The organism is Nocardia sp. CA-120079, assembly GCF_050955745.1.
Lineage (GTDB): Bacteria > Actinomycetota > Actinomycetes > Mycobacteriales > Mycobacteriaceae > Nocardia.
Genome location: NZ_CP192088.1, coordinates 3,565,749 through 3,581,767, shown reverse-complemented (window position 1 = coordinate 3,581,767; position 16,019 = coordinate 3,565,749). Strand labels below are relative to the sequence as shown.

Below are 16,019 nucleotides of genomic sequence, written 5' to 3'. Positions count from 1 at the left end.
CCGTCCCCATCCCCGTTCACGTCGGCAGGAACGCCAACGCGATCCCCGAGGCCGTGCTCGCCACAGCCGCCCCGAGCAGACTCATCAATACGCCGTGCGAGGCGTCGTTCATCGCCAGGTCGCTCCGGAACGCGATCCACAGGCGACCGGCGGATACGATCATCCACGCCAGGCACACCAGCAGTACGAACCAGAGCAGCCAGTTCAGCAGCTGCATCAGCGGTTGCAGCACTTCGGCGGGCATCTGCTTGTAGGCAAGCAATTCCGCCGCCGACATTCGCACGGTAGCCATCGCCGACATCAGGTTCCGATGACGGCGTTCATGATGGTGCCCGCGCTCGTCGCGACGACGCCGCCGATCATGGCTCCGGCCACCATCTTCGGCGATTCGAGCCCACCACCGGTCCACTTCTCCCACGCGAATTTGCCGCCCGCGTAGGTGATTCCGCAAATACCGGAGAGCAACACGAACCAGGTGAGGTATCGCACCAGCTGCAGGATCTTCTCCGAGCCGGGAGGCGCTTCCGGGGTCGGGTTGCCGACCTGAGCCAGGACAGTGCCGTACGTGTCCTGCACGGCAAGGAGAATCATGCTCATCGGCTGCCTTTCTTGGTAGTGGCGGTCAACGGTGGCCCTCGTCGAAAGATGCACTGCTGTCCAGGTTTTCGCGCACGACCGCAACGATATCGGCCCCGAGCTCCCGGATCTCGAGCGGAACTTCCTCGAGCGGGTCGATCCTTTTCTTCTTCTGCGGTATCTCGTCGCCCGGGGTCCAGATCGGCAGGCTCTCCGGTTCGACGAGGGTCCATTCCTCGTACCACGGGACCTGCCAGACCTGACCGGCCAGGGAGCCGACCACATCGCGGTAGCGGCGGATTTCGGCGGGCATGCGCCCGGGACGAGCCGCGACCGTAATCAGACCGAGGACCTCACAGGAGCCCGCGAAACCCGAATGATGTTGGCGCAGCAGATCATGCGCGCGAGTGAGTCCGGCAATGGTCTCGCGAGCCACCAGGACGACGAAGGGCGATTCGCGGTCGAAGACGCCGGGCCAGCGGCGGCCCGAATCCGCCGCGGGCGCAAGCACCCGCGCGAGGCTACTGGCTCCGGCACCGCCGTGCACACCTAGCAGCCACCACAGCGGTGCCCGGCCGACGCCGGGTACGGGACGGTCCCAAATGGGCGCGCGACGGGACTCCGGTGGGGCGACCACACCGGCCTGGGCGGCTTCGGACTGGCGACGAAGTTTCATGGCGGCCGTCATGATGCCACTCCGGCGAGCAGCCGCCCATAAGCCCGGCGCGTCTCCGAAGCCAGCGATGCGTGGCGAACGAGTTCACCACGCGCCAGATGTGGATCGTAGGGAATCTCCCTGATATCACGAACCCAGCCCGAAAGGTGCTCACGCAAATGATCGGCAACATGCGAGTCCGCGCCGGGGAGCTGGTGTGAGACAACGATTGTGGTGTCGCCGACGATGCCGCCGCCCTGCCCCTCGGCCGAAGCGCCGAACTGGTCATCGAGCCATTCCAGGGTCACCCGCAGCCGGTTCGCGGCATCTGCGCGCGCCGGAATGGCAAGTACCAGAGCGACATCCGCGTCATCCAGCAATGGCCGCAGCTGCCGTCCGGCAATCGGGTTGCCGCCGTCATAGACAGCGGTGTACCCGGCGTCATAGATCGCGCGCGCAACTGTGAGATATGTGGCACGCCGACGCAGTGGCGCGGCGTCGCGCCAGAGCAGTCCGATACCCGAACTCGCCTGCGACAGACACTCCTTCAACGGCGCAGGCTCATCGTTGCCGCGCCCGTACAACCACGATTGCAGGCTGATCGGATGCAGGTGCTCATCGGCGCCGCGTAGCGCCAGATCACTGCCCGCCGCCGTGGCGTCCACCGCTACCGTCGAGGTGCCCGTCGTGCCGAGTTCACCGGCCAAGCCCAAGGCCGTGGTCGTGGTTCCCGCACCACCACAGCCACCGACCACCAGAATCGAACGCTGCGTCGGTTCCGCGGATTCGCTGTCTCCGCCCTTACGCCGCAGACGCACCACCGGAGCCTTCGAAGCCGCATGCCGGTCCGACGGATCACCCGCATCGGGCGCCTCGTCGAGCCAGCGGCTCCAGTCGTCTCCCATCGCTATCAGCTCTCCCTAATTCATCCGGCCGCGACGCCCGTGATGAGCGTGCGGCCGTCGACCACCACCGTGGTGACGGTCTGCTTGTTGTACGTGGCGGGCGCGCCGCCGGGTCGGTACTCGGTGACCTCGACCGAATACCGGTCATCGGTAATCGTCTGGATCCGGACGCAATGCGTGGTGCCCAACGGAATGGTGTCGATGCCGTGCTGGATCACCGTGGCCGAGGAGATATTCGAATCCGGGGCGACCACCGCCCGGACCCGCTCGCCGGAGCGTTCCACGTAGTAGGCGTATTGGAACGCCAGGATCGCGTCCGGTCCGGAGTCGGTGCCGCCGGGTTCGGCACTGCGCACGATGCGATCGCCGCGTTCGGTCGGACAGTCGGCGATGCCACGGGATTGGATACTGCCCGCGGTGAATCGCATCGACGGCACGACCGGCGCGGCGGCGCGATCACCGGACGAGCGCAGGAGCAATACCGCGCCCGCGGCGACCGCGACCAACAGCAGCACGGCCACGACGAGCACCGCGATCACCCGGGCCCGGCGCGTGGCCGGATGATCGCGCGCCTCCTGGCGCAATGCGCGCGTCGCGCGAGTCGACCGTTCGCGCGGAACGTGGTCGTGGTCGTCGTCCTCCGGCCACGGGAACTGTACAAGTTCGCCATCGCGCGGACCGACGTAGTCGTCGTCGGGACCGGGCGCGCGTCCGGCCACCCAATCCGACCACCCACCGGTGAATTCGCTGCGACTGGAGGCCAGATCGGCGGGCACCTCGTTGCGTGCGCGCACCTCGTCGGGATCCTCCTCGCGAATGTAGTGCGGAAACCGGGGCGCACCGTCCTCGTCACCGGGATCCCGCAATCCCGGCTCGTCGGGGTTCGGGGCCGCTACCCCCGTCTCCGGCTCCAGCGCGCCGTACCAGCGCGACAGCTGTTTGTACGACTTCAACATTCCCCCATTCCCGCAGAGCGAGGCACATGCATAATCGGACCCTCTCTGCGATCAGTTCGTGGAGAACGGGTAGGTGTTGTTTACGGTGCCGGGTACTACGGTGGGCGGAGTCGACGTCGCGCCGCCGGATGAGGTGCCGTCGGCTCCTGTCCCGAACGGAAATTGTCCCGTACCGGACGAATTCGGCGTAGTCGACGCGCCGGAACTTTCTCCGAAGAATCCGGTCGTCGATTTCCTGCTGTCGCCGATAGGCACAGATCCGCTGCCATATTTATCGGCCAGATCGTGTGCCGCCGCCGCGAACCAGTCCGCGACGAATCGGGTGGGCGCATCACCGGTCGCGGTGATCGCCGCCGTATTGTAGGCGCCGTGGCGCTGCACGGTGTCCCAATAGCGTACCCAGGTCGTCACATTGAGCAGTTCGCTGTTATCGGTGATGTTCTGTACAACCGCGTCGAAGGCCTGAGTTACCAGTCGGGCACCGGTCGTCGGCGGCACCAACTGCGGAATTGCGCCCAGCAATTTCGTGCCGAACAGCAGGATTCCGGAGACCGGATCGGTCAGACCCGCGGTGGCCAGCTGCCTGATATCGGCCGAGTTGATGACCGACTTGACCACCGTCACGACCGCGTTCAGTCCGATCATGCCGACGTTCAGCAATGCCTGCAGTGCCGCAGGGATATTCAGCGGTGTGCGCGGATCGGCGGCATCGGCCAAGCGCTGCGAAATCGACTTCTGCGGTGAAATCGACAAATTCGCCAGAGAGTTGCCTTGGACATCCTCATTGATGACTTTGGTGGCGGTTTTGATCGACGTGTACGCCAGCGCCTGGGAAATCGACACCAGTGATGCGATCGGGTCGCCACCACTCAACTTGGACTGGCCCGCAATAGACGCCACTGCCTTCAGAATCGGCGCACCCTCCGGTGCATCGCATGCGAGATCGCCTGCGGCACAGAAACTCGCGACACGTCCGGTGAGCGCGGCGAAATTGGGGGCCTTATCGCGCTCCGGCCCGATTCCGCCGCCACTGGCGGGCTCCTGCGACAGTGCCGCGATGGATGCGATGCGGTCCCCTGATGTGCCCGGTGCCGGATCCGGCGTCGCCTTGCCCGGTGAGCCGGGAAATAGCGGCGCACCGGGATTGCGGGTCGGATCGGCGAACAAGGCCACCGCAGCGACCTTCTCGGGCGGGATCACGCCGTGGCCCTGGCCGACCTCCTGGGCGAACATCGAGGCCACGTGCGCGCCTTGCGAATAGCCCACGATCGCGAAGCGGGTCTCGGTGCAGCGGGTCGCGACATCCTGGGCCATCGAGCGCAGCCGGAGCAGTCCGCCGATCACCGACTCCGCATACGACACCGTGCCACCGGCGGTCGCGCCGCCGAAACCGGATTCGTATGGGACATAGGCGCGGTCGACCAGACTGGGGTCGGCCTTGGCCAGCATCGGCATGAAGACCGTGGAGAGCATGCCGGTATCGGTGGTCGGCGCGGCATCGGGTGACGATTCGCCTGTGCCCTGAATCCCCAAGGCGTACAGTGCCGGACACGTACCGATGGCGATGTTCGTCGACGGGCCTGCGGAATCGGACGGTTCCGCTACGGCGGTTCCTGCGGTCGCCACAGCAACGGCGAATGCGATCAGCATTCCCGAGATCCGTGCCGAGTAGTTCATCATAGCGATCCGCAATCAATTCGTGTTGCCGCAGCTAACCTAAACGCCATGAAACGCAATAGACCGTAACAGATTCCGACTCTTGCTGCGGCTTCGACGAAAAGTTTGCGCGAACCGCCGAGTGCCGCACGACAGTTCACGGCGTGCCATTCTGGATTATCCGACAAGTTTCCGACGGCGGAAGCCGCCCCGCAACCGGTCGGCGACCCGCCGGGTATTCGAATCATCAACCTGGACTTCGCATTCCAGCGAACGCCGAACCACACCGGGAGGCAACCGCAACTTTCCATGCGGGTACGCCGGCTATGTCCAGCGAGATTGACGGGTGGGCGCTAAGTGGCCGAGGTCACCCGGTAGACGTCGTAGACGCCCTCCACATTGCGAACCACATTCAGCAAGTGGCCGAGGTGTTTCGGATCGCCCATCTCGAAGGTGAACTTGCTGATCGCGACCCGGTCACCGTGTGTGGCGACCGATGCGGACAGGATGTTCACCTTCTCATCGGCGAGCACCTTGGTCACATCCGAGAGCAGCCGGGTGCGGTCGAGTGCCTCGATCTGGATGGCGACCAGGAAGACCGAGGACGGCGAGGGCGCCCACTCCACATCGATGATGCGCTCGGCCTGATCGCGCAGCGAACCGGCATTGGTGCAGTCGGTACGGTGCACGCTCACCGCGCCACCGCGGGTCACGAAGCCCATGATCTCGTCACCCGGGACCGGAGTGCAGCATTTGGCCAGCTTCGCCACCGTGCCCGACGCGCCGGGAATCAGCACCCCAGCGTCACCGGTCACGCGCTGTCGGCTCGGCGTCGTCGACGGAGTGGAGCGCTCGGCGAGCTCGTTCTCGACATCGCCGATGCCACCGAGTTGCGCCATCAACCGCTGCACGACGTGGTGCGCGGACACCTGATGCTCACCGACGGCGGTGTAGAGGGTGGAGATGTCGGTGTAGTGCAGTTCGTGCGCGACGGCGGTCATCGCGTCCACGCTCATCAACCGCTGCAGCGGCAGCCCGACGCGGCGGACCTCCTTGGAGATCTGCTCCTTACCGCTTTCCAGAGCCTCTTCGCGGCGTTCCTTGGCGAACCACTGCCGGATCTTGGCCTTGGCGCGCGGAGAGACCACGAAGTTCTGCCAGTCGCGGCTGGGTCCTGCGTTCTGCGCCTTCGAGGTGAATACCTCGACGACCTCACCATTTTCGAGCTGACGTTCCAGTGCGACCAGCCGGCCGTTGACCCGCGCGCCGATGCAGCGGTGCCCGACCTCGGTATGCACGGCGTACGCGAAATCGACCGGAGTCGATTTCTGCGGCAACGTGATCACATCACCCTTCGGGGTGAATACGAAGATCTCGGGTGACTTCAGGTCGAAGCGTAACGACTCGAGGAATTCGGCCGGATCAGCGGCCTCTCGCTGCCAATCGAGCAGTTGACGCATCCACGCCATGTCGTCGACTTCGGTGGAGTCGTTGGAATGCTTGCCGCGGGTCTCTTTGTAGCGCCAGTGCGCGGCGATGCCGAATTCGGCGGTGCGGTGCATGTCCTGCGTGCGGATCTGCACTTCCAGCGGCTTACCGTCGGGACCGACGACCGTGGTGTGCAGCGACTGATAGACGCCATAGCGCGGCTGGGCGATGTAGTCCTTGAACCGGCCCGCCATCGGCTGCCACAGCGAATGCACGACACCGACCGCCGCATAGCAGTCGCGCACCTCGTCGCACAGGATGCGGATGCCGACCAGGTCGTGGATGTCGTCGAAGTCCTTACCCTTGACGATCATCTTCTGGTAGATCGACCAGTAGTGCTTGGGGCGACCCTCGACGATCGCGTTGATCCGCGATGCCGCAAGCGTATTCACGATTTCCGCGCGTACCCGCGCCAGGTAGGTATCGCGCGACGGCGCGCGGTCGGCGACCAAGCGCACGATCTCGTCGTACTTCTTCGGGTGCAGAATCGCGAACGCGAGGTCCTCGAGCTCCCATTTGACCGTGGCCATACCGAGGCGGTGTGCCAGAGGGGCGATCACCTCGAGGGTTTCCTTGGCCTTCTTCGCCTGCTTCTCCGGCGGCAGGAAGCGCATGGTGCGCATGTTGTGCAGGCGGTCGGCCACCTTGATCACCAGAACGCGCGGGTCGCGCGCCATCGCGATGATCATCTTGCGGATGGTCTCGGCCTCGGCGGCGGCACCCAGGTTGACCTTGTCGAGTTTGGTGACGCCGTCGACCAGATGCGCGACCTCTGCGCCGAAGTCCTCGGTCAGCTGCTCGAGCGAGTAGCCGGTGTCCTCCACGGTGTCGTGCAGCAGCGCCGCGACCAGCGTGGTGGTGTCCATGCCGAGTTCGGCGAGGATATTGGCGACCGCGAGCGGGTGGGTGATGTAGGGATCACCGGACTTGCGGAACTGGTGGGCGTGGCGCTCGTCGGCGACGTCGAAGGCACGCTGCAGCAGCGTGAGATTCGCCTTCGGATACAGCTCACGGTGCACGCTGGCCAGCGGTTCGAGTACCGGTTTGACCGCCGCGATACCGCGCTGGCCGGTCATGCGCCGGGCCAGTCGGGCGCGCACCCGCCGCGAGGCGGAGGTCGGGACCGCGGCCGTGGTACCGGGCTGACGCGCTGGTGCGGCACCGCCGCTCATCTGCGGTTTCGGCGTGGTCACATCCGAGGCGGCCGCACCATTCGACTGCGGGGCACCTGCCGATTGCTCGACATTCGCCTCGCCCAGATGCTGAGTCATGCCACCACCTCTCCACGCCGCGATCGGACCACAGTATCCGACCGCTGCAACCGCCCAGACCACAACTTTAGTCCGCGCGCAGGTCACCTGCCCGATCCGAGGTTGCCGAGTCGGAAATGCCCCGGTTATGCGGGTGAATTACGGCGCAGGCGATCGTATGCGGCGACAACGAACCGAGCGTGCGGAGGGTGCCTTATCGGCTGGTAAAAGGTTCAACGGGCTGGCGGATGCGCGATTGTCCGTCGAAGTCCGGGTCGAGCGGGGCGTGGAAGATGTCCAACACGGTGGGCGTGATATCGACCAGCGAGAAGCTGGAACTGGTCGCACCGGCGAGGAAGTCCGGGCCGCGGGCGATGACGAAACTGCTTGTCTCGTCGGGGGTTTGGCCGCCGTGGCCGCCCTTGGGCCGGTGGCCGTGGTCGGTGGTGACCAGGACCGTCCAGCGTTCGGCGGGGTTGGCGCGGGCGCGAGTGTCCACGGCGGCGACGATGCGGCCGACGAGGGCGTCGATGCGGGTGACGGCGTCGAGGTATTCGCTGGATGCGCCGCCGTGCTGGTGGCCGGCGCGGTCGACCTGGTCGAGGTGGGTGAAGAGGAAGTCGGGGGCGTATTTGGTGATGGCGGTGACGACGCTGTCGGTGGTGGCGGCGTCGGTGGCGCTTTCGTTGTCGTCGTCGGGAACGACCGGGGTGGAGATGACGACGTCGGCGCGCGGATCGCCGCTGGCCGTCATGGTGGCGATCTGATCCCAGGTGGCGATGGACTGGGTTTTGAGGGTCGGATCGTGGCGTTCGAGGCGGGTGAAGACCGTCGGATATTTCGCGAACGGGGTGGCGTCGAAGTTGTTGTCGGTGATGCCGTGCTTGCTGCCCCAGACGCCGGTGAGCACGGTGGCCCAGGAGGGGCCGGAGATGGAGATATGCGGGGCGATGGAGCCACGGCCGAGGGTGCCTTCGGCGCTGAGCCGCAACAGGTTCGGCGCCCGCACCTCCTCGATCTTGCGGTACATCGTGCCGTCGAGTCCGATGAGGACGACCTTGTCGGCTTGGGGGGCGGCCTGCGCACGCCCGGCGGCGAGGACGGTCGAAACAGCCGTGACGGCGACGGCGCCGGAGAAAAGTTGCCTGCGTGCGAGGGATGTGGTGGCTACGGTTCGCGCGCTCATATCCCGAACGATCCGGTACGACAGTGCCTTTCGGTAGCGCACCGAGTGAGTGTTCATGGACGTTTCATCGGTCTCGCCATCGCCGGTCGCCTTGCTGAACAACCACTGAACTAGCAATAGCCAACAGCTATTCATACTGTTCACGGGTGCGTATCGGTGAGGTGAACAGCAGAAGCCGATTGACCCGCCGTCCAACGTGTGGCTGGCTGACCGCCATGTCCCCCGCCGCACCCCTTCGGATCGCCGCCGTCGCGGATCTGCATATGCGCGATGCCGTCGCGGGACGTTTCCGCCCGGACTCCTGCGACTGAACGCCGATGTGCTGCTGCTCGGCGGCGATCTCACCGAGGGCGGTGGGCCGCACGAGACGGATCTGCTGTGCGCCGAGATCGCCGGACTCGCGATGCCGGCGGTCGCGGTGCTGGGCAATCACGATCACGATCGGCGGCTCGGGGACCGCATCGCGGCCATGCTCACCGCACTCGGCGTGCACGTGCTCGACGGCGATGCGATCACGCTCGAGCTGCAGGGACGGCAGGTCGGTATCGCCGGCGTGATGGGTGGCAGCGGTGGGTTTCCCGACTACCCGGGCACACCCTATTTACGAGGTGTAAACGCTCGCCGTAGACCCGGCGGCCCGTTCTACCGCATGACGATCGTCCGGTCGCTGTTGCTGTTCGCCCTTGCCGCAGTCGCCGAGATCGGCGGCGCCTGGCTGATCTGGCAGGGCTGGCGGGAACATCGCGGGCTGCTGTGGATCGCGGCAGGCGTACTCGCACTCGGTGCCTACGGCTTCGTCGCCACCTTCCAACCGGACCCCAACTTCGGCCGCATCCTGGCCGCCTACGGTGGCGTGTTCGTGGCCGGCTCACTCGCCTGGGGCATGATCGTCGACAAATTCCACCCCGACCGCTGGGACTACCTCGGCGCCACCGTCTGCCTCCTCGGCGTCGCCGTCATCATGTACGCCCCTCGTGACTGAACGCTGCTGCGTGGAAGACGTTGACGCGGTGCGCTATTCGCCGGCAGTGAAGGCCCAGACGGCGGCGGGGCGGCCGGTGGCCTTGACGCGACGGCGTTCGGTGGTGCGTTCCAGGCCGGAGATGGCGGCCAGGGTGCGGTTCAGGTTCGCCGGGTCGGGGCGGGCGCCGAGGACGGAGGAGCTGAGTTCCACCGCGCGGGTCGCCGGGAATTCGTCGCCGGTCAGCGCTCTGGTGAACGCCATATCCTTCCAGAGCAGGCGGGCCAGCTGGCCGCGAGCGGCATCGACGATGCGATTGTGGTCGAAGGCCAATTCGGGCACCGCGTCGAACGAAACCCATTGCGCGGGCCCCTCATGCGGCCCGACAACCGCCCACATGGCAATGGACAGCGTCGGCCCGCGCGGGTCGCGATTGGGTTCGTCGAAGGTCACCAACTGCCCGACCGCCCCGATCGCCGCCTCCGGTACGCCCAACTTGGTATGCACCGCCCGCCGCGCCGCCACGACCAACCGCTCCCCCCGCCCGAGCAGGACTCCCGGCAGCGCCAGCTGCCCGGTGAACGGCTCCACCTGCCGCGGCGCGATACCCACGGCCACCCCGGCATCGTCGGCCCAGAACCGCAATGCCACCACATCAACCGAAACCACGGATTGCTCCACGCCACCCCATCCTGCCGCACCCTGGCCGGCTTCGACCGAGTGGCACACCAACGACGTTCTAGGCAGCGGCGACGACCCGGTTCGGGATCCGGTTGCGACGGTCCGGGCCGTCCGCGGTCAGGACTATCGGGGCACCGAGTTGACGTTCCAGCCACGGCACCGGGTCGGTTGGCGCGGCTGCCAGGATCGGATCGGCCCTGGTCAGCAGGGCGGTGAGGTCGCGTTGGTGGTCGAGGTCTTGCCAGCGGCCTGGTTCGAGGCGGTCGATTACCCCGCGCGCAGTCGCGTATCCCGTTGCGGCGTAGCCGGTTCCGCGCGCGTCCAAGTGGGTGAGAGCGATGCCGTCGATGCCGCCGCAGACCTCGATGGCGTAGCGGAGCAGGATGGGGTCGAGGTGGCCGCGTCGGAAATGGCCCTGGTAGGGGCCGGTGGTGTTGTGCGGTTCGGGGATGGTCATGGTGGGGTCTTCGGTGGGAAACGGCCCGGCGCCGTGGCGGGTCAGGTAGGTGCGGGTGACGCCGAGTGTGTAAGCGGAGGAGTCGATTTCGGCGAGCAGGGCGCGCGCGTTGCGCGGTTCGACGGTAGACCAGGTGGTGTACGGGTGGAAGCCGCGCCATTCGTCGAGGAGAACGCCCTGTGCGCCTTCGAAAATCAGGCGGCCGCGTTGCGCCAGGCAGGCGAGGTCGGTGCCGTCGACGATGCGCACGGCGGTGGCGAATTCCCGGTACATATCGACCAGCTCGCGAATCGCTTCGTATCGGTGCGCGCTCGGCGCGATCAGCGGCCCGTAGTGTGCCGCCATCGCCTGCAGCTTGGCGTACAGCACGTCGGGGCGCAGGCAGTCCGAGACGGTCGGCGCATCGTATTCGAGTGCGTAACTCGCTGTTTCGCCGATGCCGCGACCGCAGGAACCGTGCCGCGAGGAACCCCTCGCATCCTCGCGCGCGCGGTTGGCGGCGATATGGATCGGGGTCGTGAGCAATGCGCGACCATCGATGCGCAAGAGCGACAGCGGATCCCGCACACCGAGCGCCGCAAGCTGCCGCGATTCACGCGCCAGCGCGATCGGCTCGACCAGCATGTGCCGCGAGAGCAGCGTCGGCACACCGGAAAAGGTTCCGGATCCGAACTGCGCGAAGGTGTGATGGCGACCGTCGGCGATCACGTTGTGCGCGGCCTGCGCACCGCCGTTGAATCGCACGACCGCCGATACGTCCAGCCCCGCTTCCGGTGAGCACAGCCAATCGACGGTCGCTCCCTTCCCCGCATCCCCGAACCCGAGGTCGAGCACGATAATGTGAGACGGAATCACCTTTCACCCCGCGACAGGGCACAAAGACTCGGTCCCGCCTTGACGCCCAACGCCTTTCCGACCGAATCGGCCTCCGCCATCGACCCCACATCGCGCAGATCCGCGAGTCCGGCAGGCACGTCGATGCGGTCCTCCGCCAGCCCGATGGTGAGTGCGATGAGCTCGCAGACCGCGGCGGGATCGTCCAGCTTCATGAAGTTCTGGCCGAGCAACCCCCGCCAGTGTTCGGCGATCTCGGGATCGTCGAAGTAGCTCGACTGGTTCGGCAGGATGTAGTACACGTGCCAGCGCTGGGCCAGTTCCCGATAGATCGATGCGACCTCGATATCGGTGCGCACGTGATCGCCGATGACGCCGCGGATATGGCGCCCCGCCAGCTTCGCTTTGTTCAGCTCGTCGCCGATGATGAACAGGTAGCCGCGCTTACCGCGCCGCTCCCATGCGTCGGTCGCGACGTGGGTCGCCATGAAATACGCGGCCAGTTCATAACTTTCGGACTTCTGTCCGCCGCCGCCACCCTCCAGCAGGATATTGCGCAACTGCTCGTCCATCCGATTGTCTGATTCGAACTGCCCGATCTGCAGCGGCACGCGGTCGGTATCGGCGTCGCCGATGGCGCCGAACATGATCTGCGGATCCTGCGCATAGCCCTTGCGCTGCAGCAGCCCGTGCAATTTGCCGAGCTTGTCCTGCATGATCCGCGGCACCCGCCCCATCGATCCGGTGACGTCGAAGAGCACCGCGATCGGCAGCGAATTGCCGTGCTCGGCAGAATCCCGGCATTCGCGCATGGTGACGCCGAGCGGTTTGAGCGCGGGATGCGCCCGCCAATCCGAATACGGCTGCCCCTGCATCTGCGCGGTGTATCCGAAGTCGTCCAGACCGCGACCGGCACGGAAGGTCTTGGCCGCGCGGTAGGCGGTGTCGTCCCAATGCCCGTATCCCATGTCATCACTTCCTTTCGTGAACCTAGTTTTAGTGTATTCGACCAAAACTCAGCGCGTCAAGCGTCCACCGACGAGAACCAAGATCATCGATCCAGCGGGATCGGCTCAGGCGTCCTGCCACTCGCGCTTGCGCGCCTCACGGGCCAGTGCCCGGTCGCGCTGCTCCTCGAACTTGAGCACATCCTTGCCGAGCTGCTCGAGGAATACACCGAGCTCCTCACGCGCCTGTTCGCCGCGGGCGCCGAAGTCGTTGCGCTCGAAGACATTCCACTTGCGCAGCACCGGCGTGACAACCTCCTCGAGGTGCTGGCGCAGATCGTAGATGCCGTGTTTGGCCATCAGCACGCTGTTGCGACGCCAGTTCGGCATGCCAGCACCCGGCATCTGGAAGTTGCGGATGATCGCGGAGATCGCTACCAGCGCTTGGTCGGGAGCCAGATCTATGGCAGCACCGCAGAGATTGCGGTAGAAGACCATGTGCAAATTCTCGTCGGCGGAAATGCGCTGCAGCATCCGGTCGGCCATCGCGTCGTTGCAGACCCGGCCGGTATTGCGATGACTGACTCTGGTCGCCAGTTCCTGGAAGGTCACGTAGGCGACGCCGGGTAGGAATCCGTTGTCGTCCACCCCGGTCGGGTGCTGCACCCCGGCTGTCATGCAGACCATCCGCGCATGTTCCAGCGCTACCGGGTCGACCCCGCGGGTGACGACGAGATAGTCACGCATGACGGTCCCGTGCCGGTTCTCCTCGGCGGTCCACCGCCCCACCCAGGTGCCCCAGGCGCCGTCCTGGGAGAAGGATTCGGCGATCAGTCGGTGATAGGACGGCAGATTGTCCTCGGTCAGCAGATTGGTGACCATCGCGGCTTTGGCCAGTTCACTCAACTGGGACTGCGCTGGTTCCCAATCGATTCCGCCCATCTCGGCGAAATTGCGGCCTTGGTCCCACGGCACATAGTCGTGCGGGTGCCAGTTCTTGGCCATCGATAGGTGACGGTTGAGATTTTGTTCGGCAACGGGTTCGAGTTCGGTCAGCAACTCCAGCTGTGTCAAGGTACGTGTCACGATCGGATTCCTGTCATCGGATCAAGGGCTCTCTTCCAGAGTGCCCCGATTGCCGCGCCGCCGAAATCCCCTGCGGCGAATTCGTTTCGCCAGAGACACAAACGGCTCACTACTGGTTATCGCGAAGACCGGCCGACACGGTATCGCCACAGCGACAAGTCGTCATCGCCGGTGACCTGCCCCCCGCAGGATGAACATCGGCTTCCCAGCGTGGCGGCAACCGCGACCGGGTCGTATTCCCACAGATCCAACCAATACGACGCGGGCAACTCGACCAATTGCGCTGCCGATCGATTGCCTCGATCGGCGGCCTGCGCGGCGGCACCACCATCTGGCTACCACGTCGGGATATTGCGCGTTACCCGCATCGCGGCCCCGTGCATCGGCGAGGTATCACGGCCAGGACGATCAGACTCGCCACCGAAGGTTCGGCGGCCGCGACCCGTGGCGCGATCCTTCTCGTGCCTGAGCACGAAGATCCGATCCGCATTCGACGGCTGGGGCTCACCCGGCCGTCAGGCCGACGGTGCCATCGACACCGAGGGACTCCTGCACCTACTGAGCCGATCCTATTTCCGCCGAGCCAGGCACCGGAGCGCGGCGGCACGTGCCGCTATCGGCTCAGGAGACCGACACCAAGGCCGCTGCCGCAACCGTCTCGACGATGCAGTAGAACCAGTTGGGGTAGAAGGCTAGTCGGTCATCGAGTACCGCGGATACGATGCGGCCGAATGCCATTCCGCCGAGTGCGACTCCGATGGTGATCATGATTCCGGTGCGCAAGGCTCCGTCGTGGGTCGCCGCGACCGCCAGCATCGCCGCCATCGCAAGACCGAATCCGCCGTAGACGGCGCGGATCTCATAGCGGGCCTCGGGTTGTTCGAGGCGAATCCCGAAGGGGCGGGTCAGTGCCGCGGGCGCCGCGAGGGCATAGACACCCATCGCGAGGAAGAACACGCCGACGACGGTGTTGACGACAGTTGCCAAGGGAGCCTCCTGTTCGAGTCGGAAGGCCAGCATGCCCGACCGGAGCGGGCACCCGCTTCCACAAACGTGTGGTCAGTCGCCGTTGTACTGCAGCGAGCGCCAGGCCTCGATCGCCCAATCCAGTTGCGTCCCGGGAACACTGATCGTGACGAGCAGCAATTCACCATTGCGACGACTGGCGATCCCTTGCACGCCGACCTCCGCACCGTCCTCCGAGGGCAACCACCATCCGTCACCGGGACCGCCACTGACCGGTTCGCCGCGATGGCCCGCGGTCGCGTTGGCGCCGTATTGCAGCATCGCGGCCGGTGGCGGCCCGGTTTTCGGGTCGCCGACGCGCAGGATGGTGATCTCGATCTGGCGGGTGCCGTCCCAGGCCCACCACCGATCGCCATCCCAGCCGTAGGTGAAATCGCCGGGAATGCGCAGGCTCCACCCCGATACCGGTGTGGTGTGCACCGGGCGGCGACGATAGCCGAGCGACACCTGGTCCGCAGCGGCGGCCCGCTCGGACAGATCGGCGGGCGCACCCGGCGCGGTGGCGGCCGAATCCCCGAGCAGCAGCCGTAATTCGTGCCACGCCGACCACGGCAGTTCCAGCGCCGCGTCGAGCCGGTGCGCCTCGGCGAGCAATGCGTCGGCCTGGTGCAGTGCGGGCGTGTCATCGGCGTCCGATGGAGCCCGCCAACGCACGTCGTTCCACATGATGCCCATCGCGGTATTGCGAATCGTCGGCGCGGTCCAACCGTCCTCCCACCACGGGAAGAACGCGCGCGCGGCCACCTCGTCGCCGTCACGGACGGCCTGGAACCAGTCGCGGTCGCGCGGCCCCAACCAGCTCGCGGCAAGCCCGTCGTAGTCGAAACGGTCACTGCCGAGCGACAATCCGATCGAAACCCAGGCGCCCTCGGCAGGCACTTCGGTCAGGACCGCATCCGCGAGACTGCGGATCCACACCAGATAGTCGCGCTCGACCTCGGCACGGTCATCGCCCAATCCGAGCGGATCCTCGGTCCCCTCGTCCCACACGATGTCGAATCGCCGACCCATTTCGTGCAGCACCGCCGCGACGTGCCGGTGATAGCCCGGCCCGGCAGACGCGCACCCCGCGCTCACCACGACCTGCCCGTGTGCCGCACGAAGATCGACCGGCTCGGCCGCCGGATGCAGCACTGCCAGCAGGCGATCTCCGGAGACCTCCACCGATTTCCGCAGTGGCGCGGACGTGGCGGTCCAGCCGACCCGCGCTCCGGCGGGGCCGGTCAGCAGCCACTCCCCCACCTGATCGAGGAAGTCCGCGGTGGGCGCGCGGCATACCCCCGCCGCGTGCAACTCGATTCCCATGGATACACATCCTCGTGTCCGCGTTCGGGCGGCGAAAGTCAGGACCCTAC

Annotated in this window: 16 protein-coding genes and 1 pseudogene; 3 read left to right on the top strand and 14 right to left on the bottom strand. The window is 66.1% G+C overall.

The annotated features are described in order from the left end of the window. Positions 1-16 precede the first annotated feature (16 nt). The 8 genes from ACQPYR_RS16425 to ACQPYR_RS16390 form a co-directional block, all read right to left on the bottom strand. Positions 17-292: a hypothetical protein gene (locus tag ACQPYR_RS16425; RefSeq protein WP_245567243.1), complete on the bottom strand. Its 276-nt coding sequence runs from the start codon at positions 290-292 to the stop codon at positions 17-19. 8 nt (positions 293-300) lie between these two features. Continuing rightward, on the bottom strand, positions 301-597 hold the full coding sequence (locus tag ACQPYR_RS16420; protein WP_040692318.1) for a hypothetical protein: 297 nt from the start codon (positions 595-597) through the stop codon (positions 301-303). A 25-nt stretch (positions 598-622) separates the two neighbouring features. Continuing rightward, positions 623-1,264 (bottom strand): hypothetical protein, encoded by a 642-nt coding sequence (locus ACQPYR_RS16415; RefSeq protein WP_063043703.1) that lies wholly within the window; start codon positions 1,262-1,264, stop codon positions 623-625. Next, positions 1,261-2,136 (bottom strand): MinD/ParA family ATP-binding protein, encoded by an 876-nt coding sequence (locus tag ACQPYR_RS16410; RefSeq protein ID WP_433633114.1) that lies wholly within the window; start codon positions 2,134-2,136, stop codon positions 1,261-1,263. Before ACQPYR_RS16410 ends, ACQPYR_RS16415 begins: the two co-directional genes overlap by 4 nt. 20 nt (positions 2,137-2,156) lie before the next feature. Beyond that, positions 2,157-3,092 (bottom strand): hypothetical protein, encoded by a 936-nt coding sequence (locus ACQPYR_RS16405; protein ID WP_433633112.1) that lies wholly within the window; start codon positions 3,090-3,092, stop codon positions 2,157-2,159. Between the two features lie 51 nt (positions 3,093-3,143). Then, a complete protein-coding gene (locus ACQPYR_RS16400) occupies positions 3,144-4,742 on the bottom strand; it encodes a cutinase family protein (protein WP_433633110.1) in 1,599 nt (532 codons plus the stop codon). A 359-nt stretch (positions 4,743-5,101) separates the two neighbouring features. Continuing rightward, positions 5,102-7,507: a RelA/SpoT family protein gene (locus ACQPYR_RS16395; protein ID WP_433633108.1), complete on the bottom strand. Its 2,406-nt coding sequence runs from the start codon at positions 7,505-7,507 to the stop codon at positions 5,102-5,104. 193 nt (positions 7,508-7,700) lie between these two features. After that, complete coding sequence (locus ACQPYR_RS16390) at positions 7,701-8,672, bottom strand: alkaline phosphatase family protein (protein ID WP_433633106.1); 972 nt, start codon at positions 8,670-8,672, stop codon at positions 7,701-7,703. Between the two features lie 146 nt (positions 8,673-8,818). On the opposite strand from ACQPYR_RS16390, the gene ACQPYR_RS16385 reads away from it, so the two are divergent. The 3 genes and pseudogenes from ACQPYR_RS16385 (at position 8,819) to ACQPYR_RS16375 (ending at position 9,654) form a co-directional block, all read left to right on the top strand. Then, positions 8,819-8,983, top strand: a complete 165-nt coding sequence (locus ACQPYR_RS16385) for a hypothetical protein (RefSeq protein ID WP_433633104.1) — start codon at positions 8,819-8,821, stop codon at positions 8,981-8,983. Between the two features lie 8 nt (positions 8,984-8,991). Then, positions 8,992-9,057 (top strand): annotated as a pseudogene (locus ACQPYR_RS16380) (hypothetical protein); the annotation flags it as partial. A 264-nt stretch (positions 9,058-9,321) separates the two neighbouring features. Then, a complete protein-coding gene (locus tag ACQPYR_RS16375) occupies positions 9,322-9,654 on the top strand; it encodes a YnfA family protein (RefSeq protein WP_433635147.1) in 333 nt (110 codons plus the stop codon). 33 nt (positions 9,655-9,687) lie between these two features. On the opposite strand, the gene ACQPYR_RS16370 is transcribed toward ACQPYR_RS16375, so the two are convergent. From ACQPYR_RS16370 to ACQPYR_RS16345, 6 genes are all read right to left on the bottom strand, one after another. Next, positions 9,688-10,314: an NUDIX hydrolase gene (locus tag ACQPYR_RS16370; protein ID WP_433633102.1), complete on the bottom strand. Its 627-nt coding sequence runs from the start codon at positions 10,312-10,314 to the stop codon at positions 9,688-9,690. A 58-nt stretch (positions 10,315-10,372) separates the two neighbouring features. Then, positions 10,373-11,626: an adenylosuccinate synthetase gene (locus tag ACQPYR_RS16365; RefSeq protein ID WP_433633100.1), complete on the bottom strand. Its 1,254-nt coding sequence runs from the start codon at positions 11,624-11,626 to the stop codon at positions 10,373-10,375. Beyond that, a complete protein-coding gene (locus tag ACQPYR_RS16360) occupies positions 11,623-12,573 on the bottom strand; it encodes a hypothetical protein (RefSeq protein WP_433633098.1) in 951 nt (316 codons plus the stop codon). Before ACQPYR_RS16360 ends, ACQPYR_RS16365 begins: the two co-directional genes overlap by 4 nt. 105 nt (positions 12,574-12,678) lie before the next feature. Beyond that, the gene (locus ACQPYR_RS16355) at positions 12,679-13,638 is read right to left on the bottom strand and encodes an acyl-ACP desaturase (RefSeq protein WP_433633097.1); all 960 of its coding nucleotides are present in this window, start codon (positions 13,636-13,638) and stop codon (positions 12,679-12,681) included. A 621-nt stretch (positions 13,639-14,259) separates the two neighbouring features. Continuing rightward, positions 14,260-14,625 carry a DUF4345 domain-containing protein gene (locus ACQPYR_RS16350; RefSeq protein ID WP_433633095.1) on the bottom strand — a complete coding sequence of 122 codons (366 nt, stop codon included), beginning with the start codon at positions 14,623-14,625 and terminating at the stop codon, positions 14,260-14,262. Between the two features lie 72 nt (positions 14,626-14,697). Beyond that, positions 14,698-15,969, bottom strand: a complete 1,272-nt coding sequence (locus tag ACQPYR_RS16345) for a hypothetical protein (protein ID WP_433633093.1) — start codon at positions 15,967-15,969, stop codon at positions 14,698-14,700. Between the last annotated feature and the right edge of the window lie 50 nt (positions 15,970-16,019).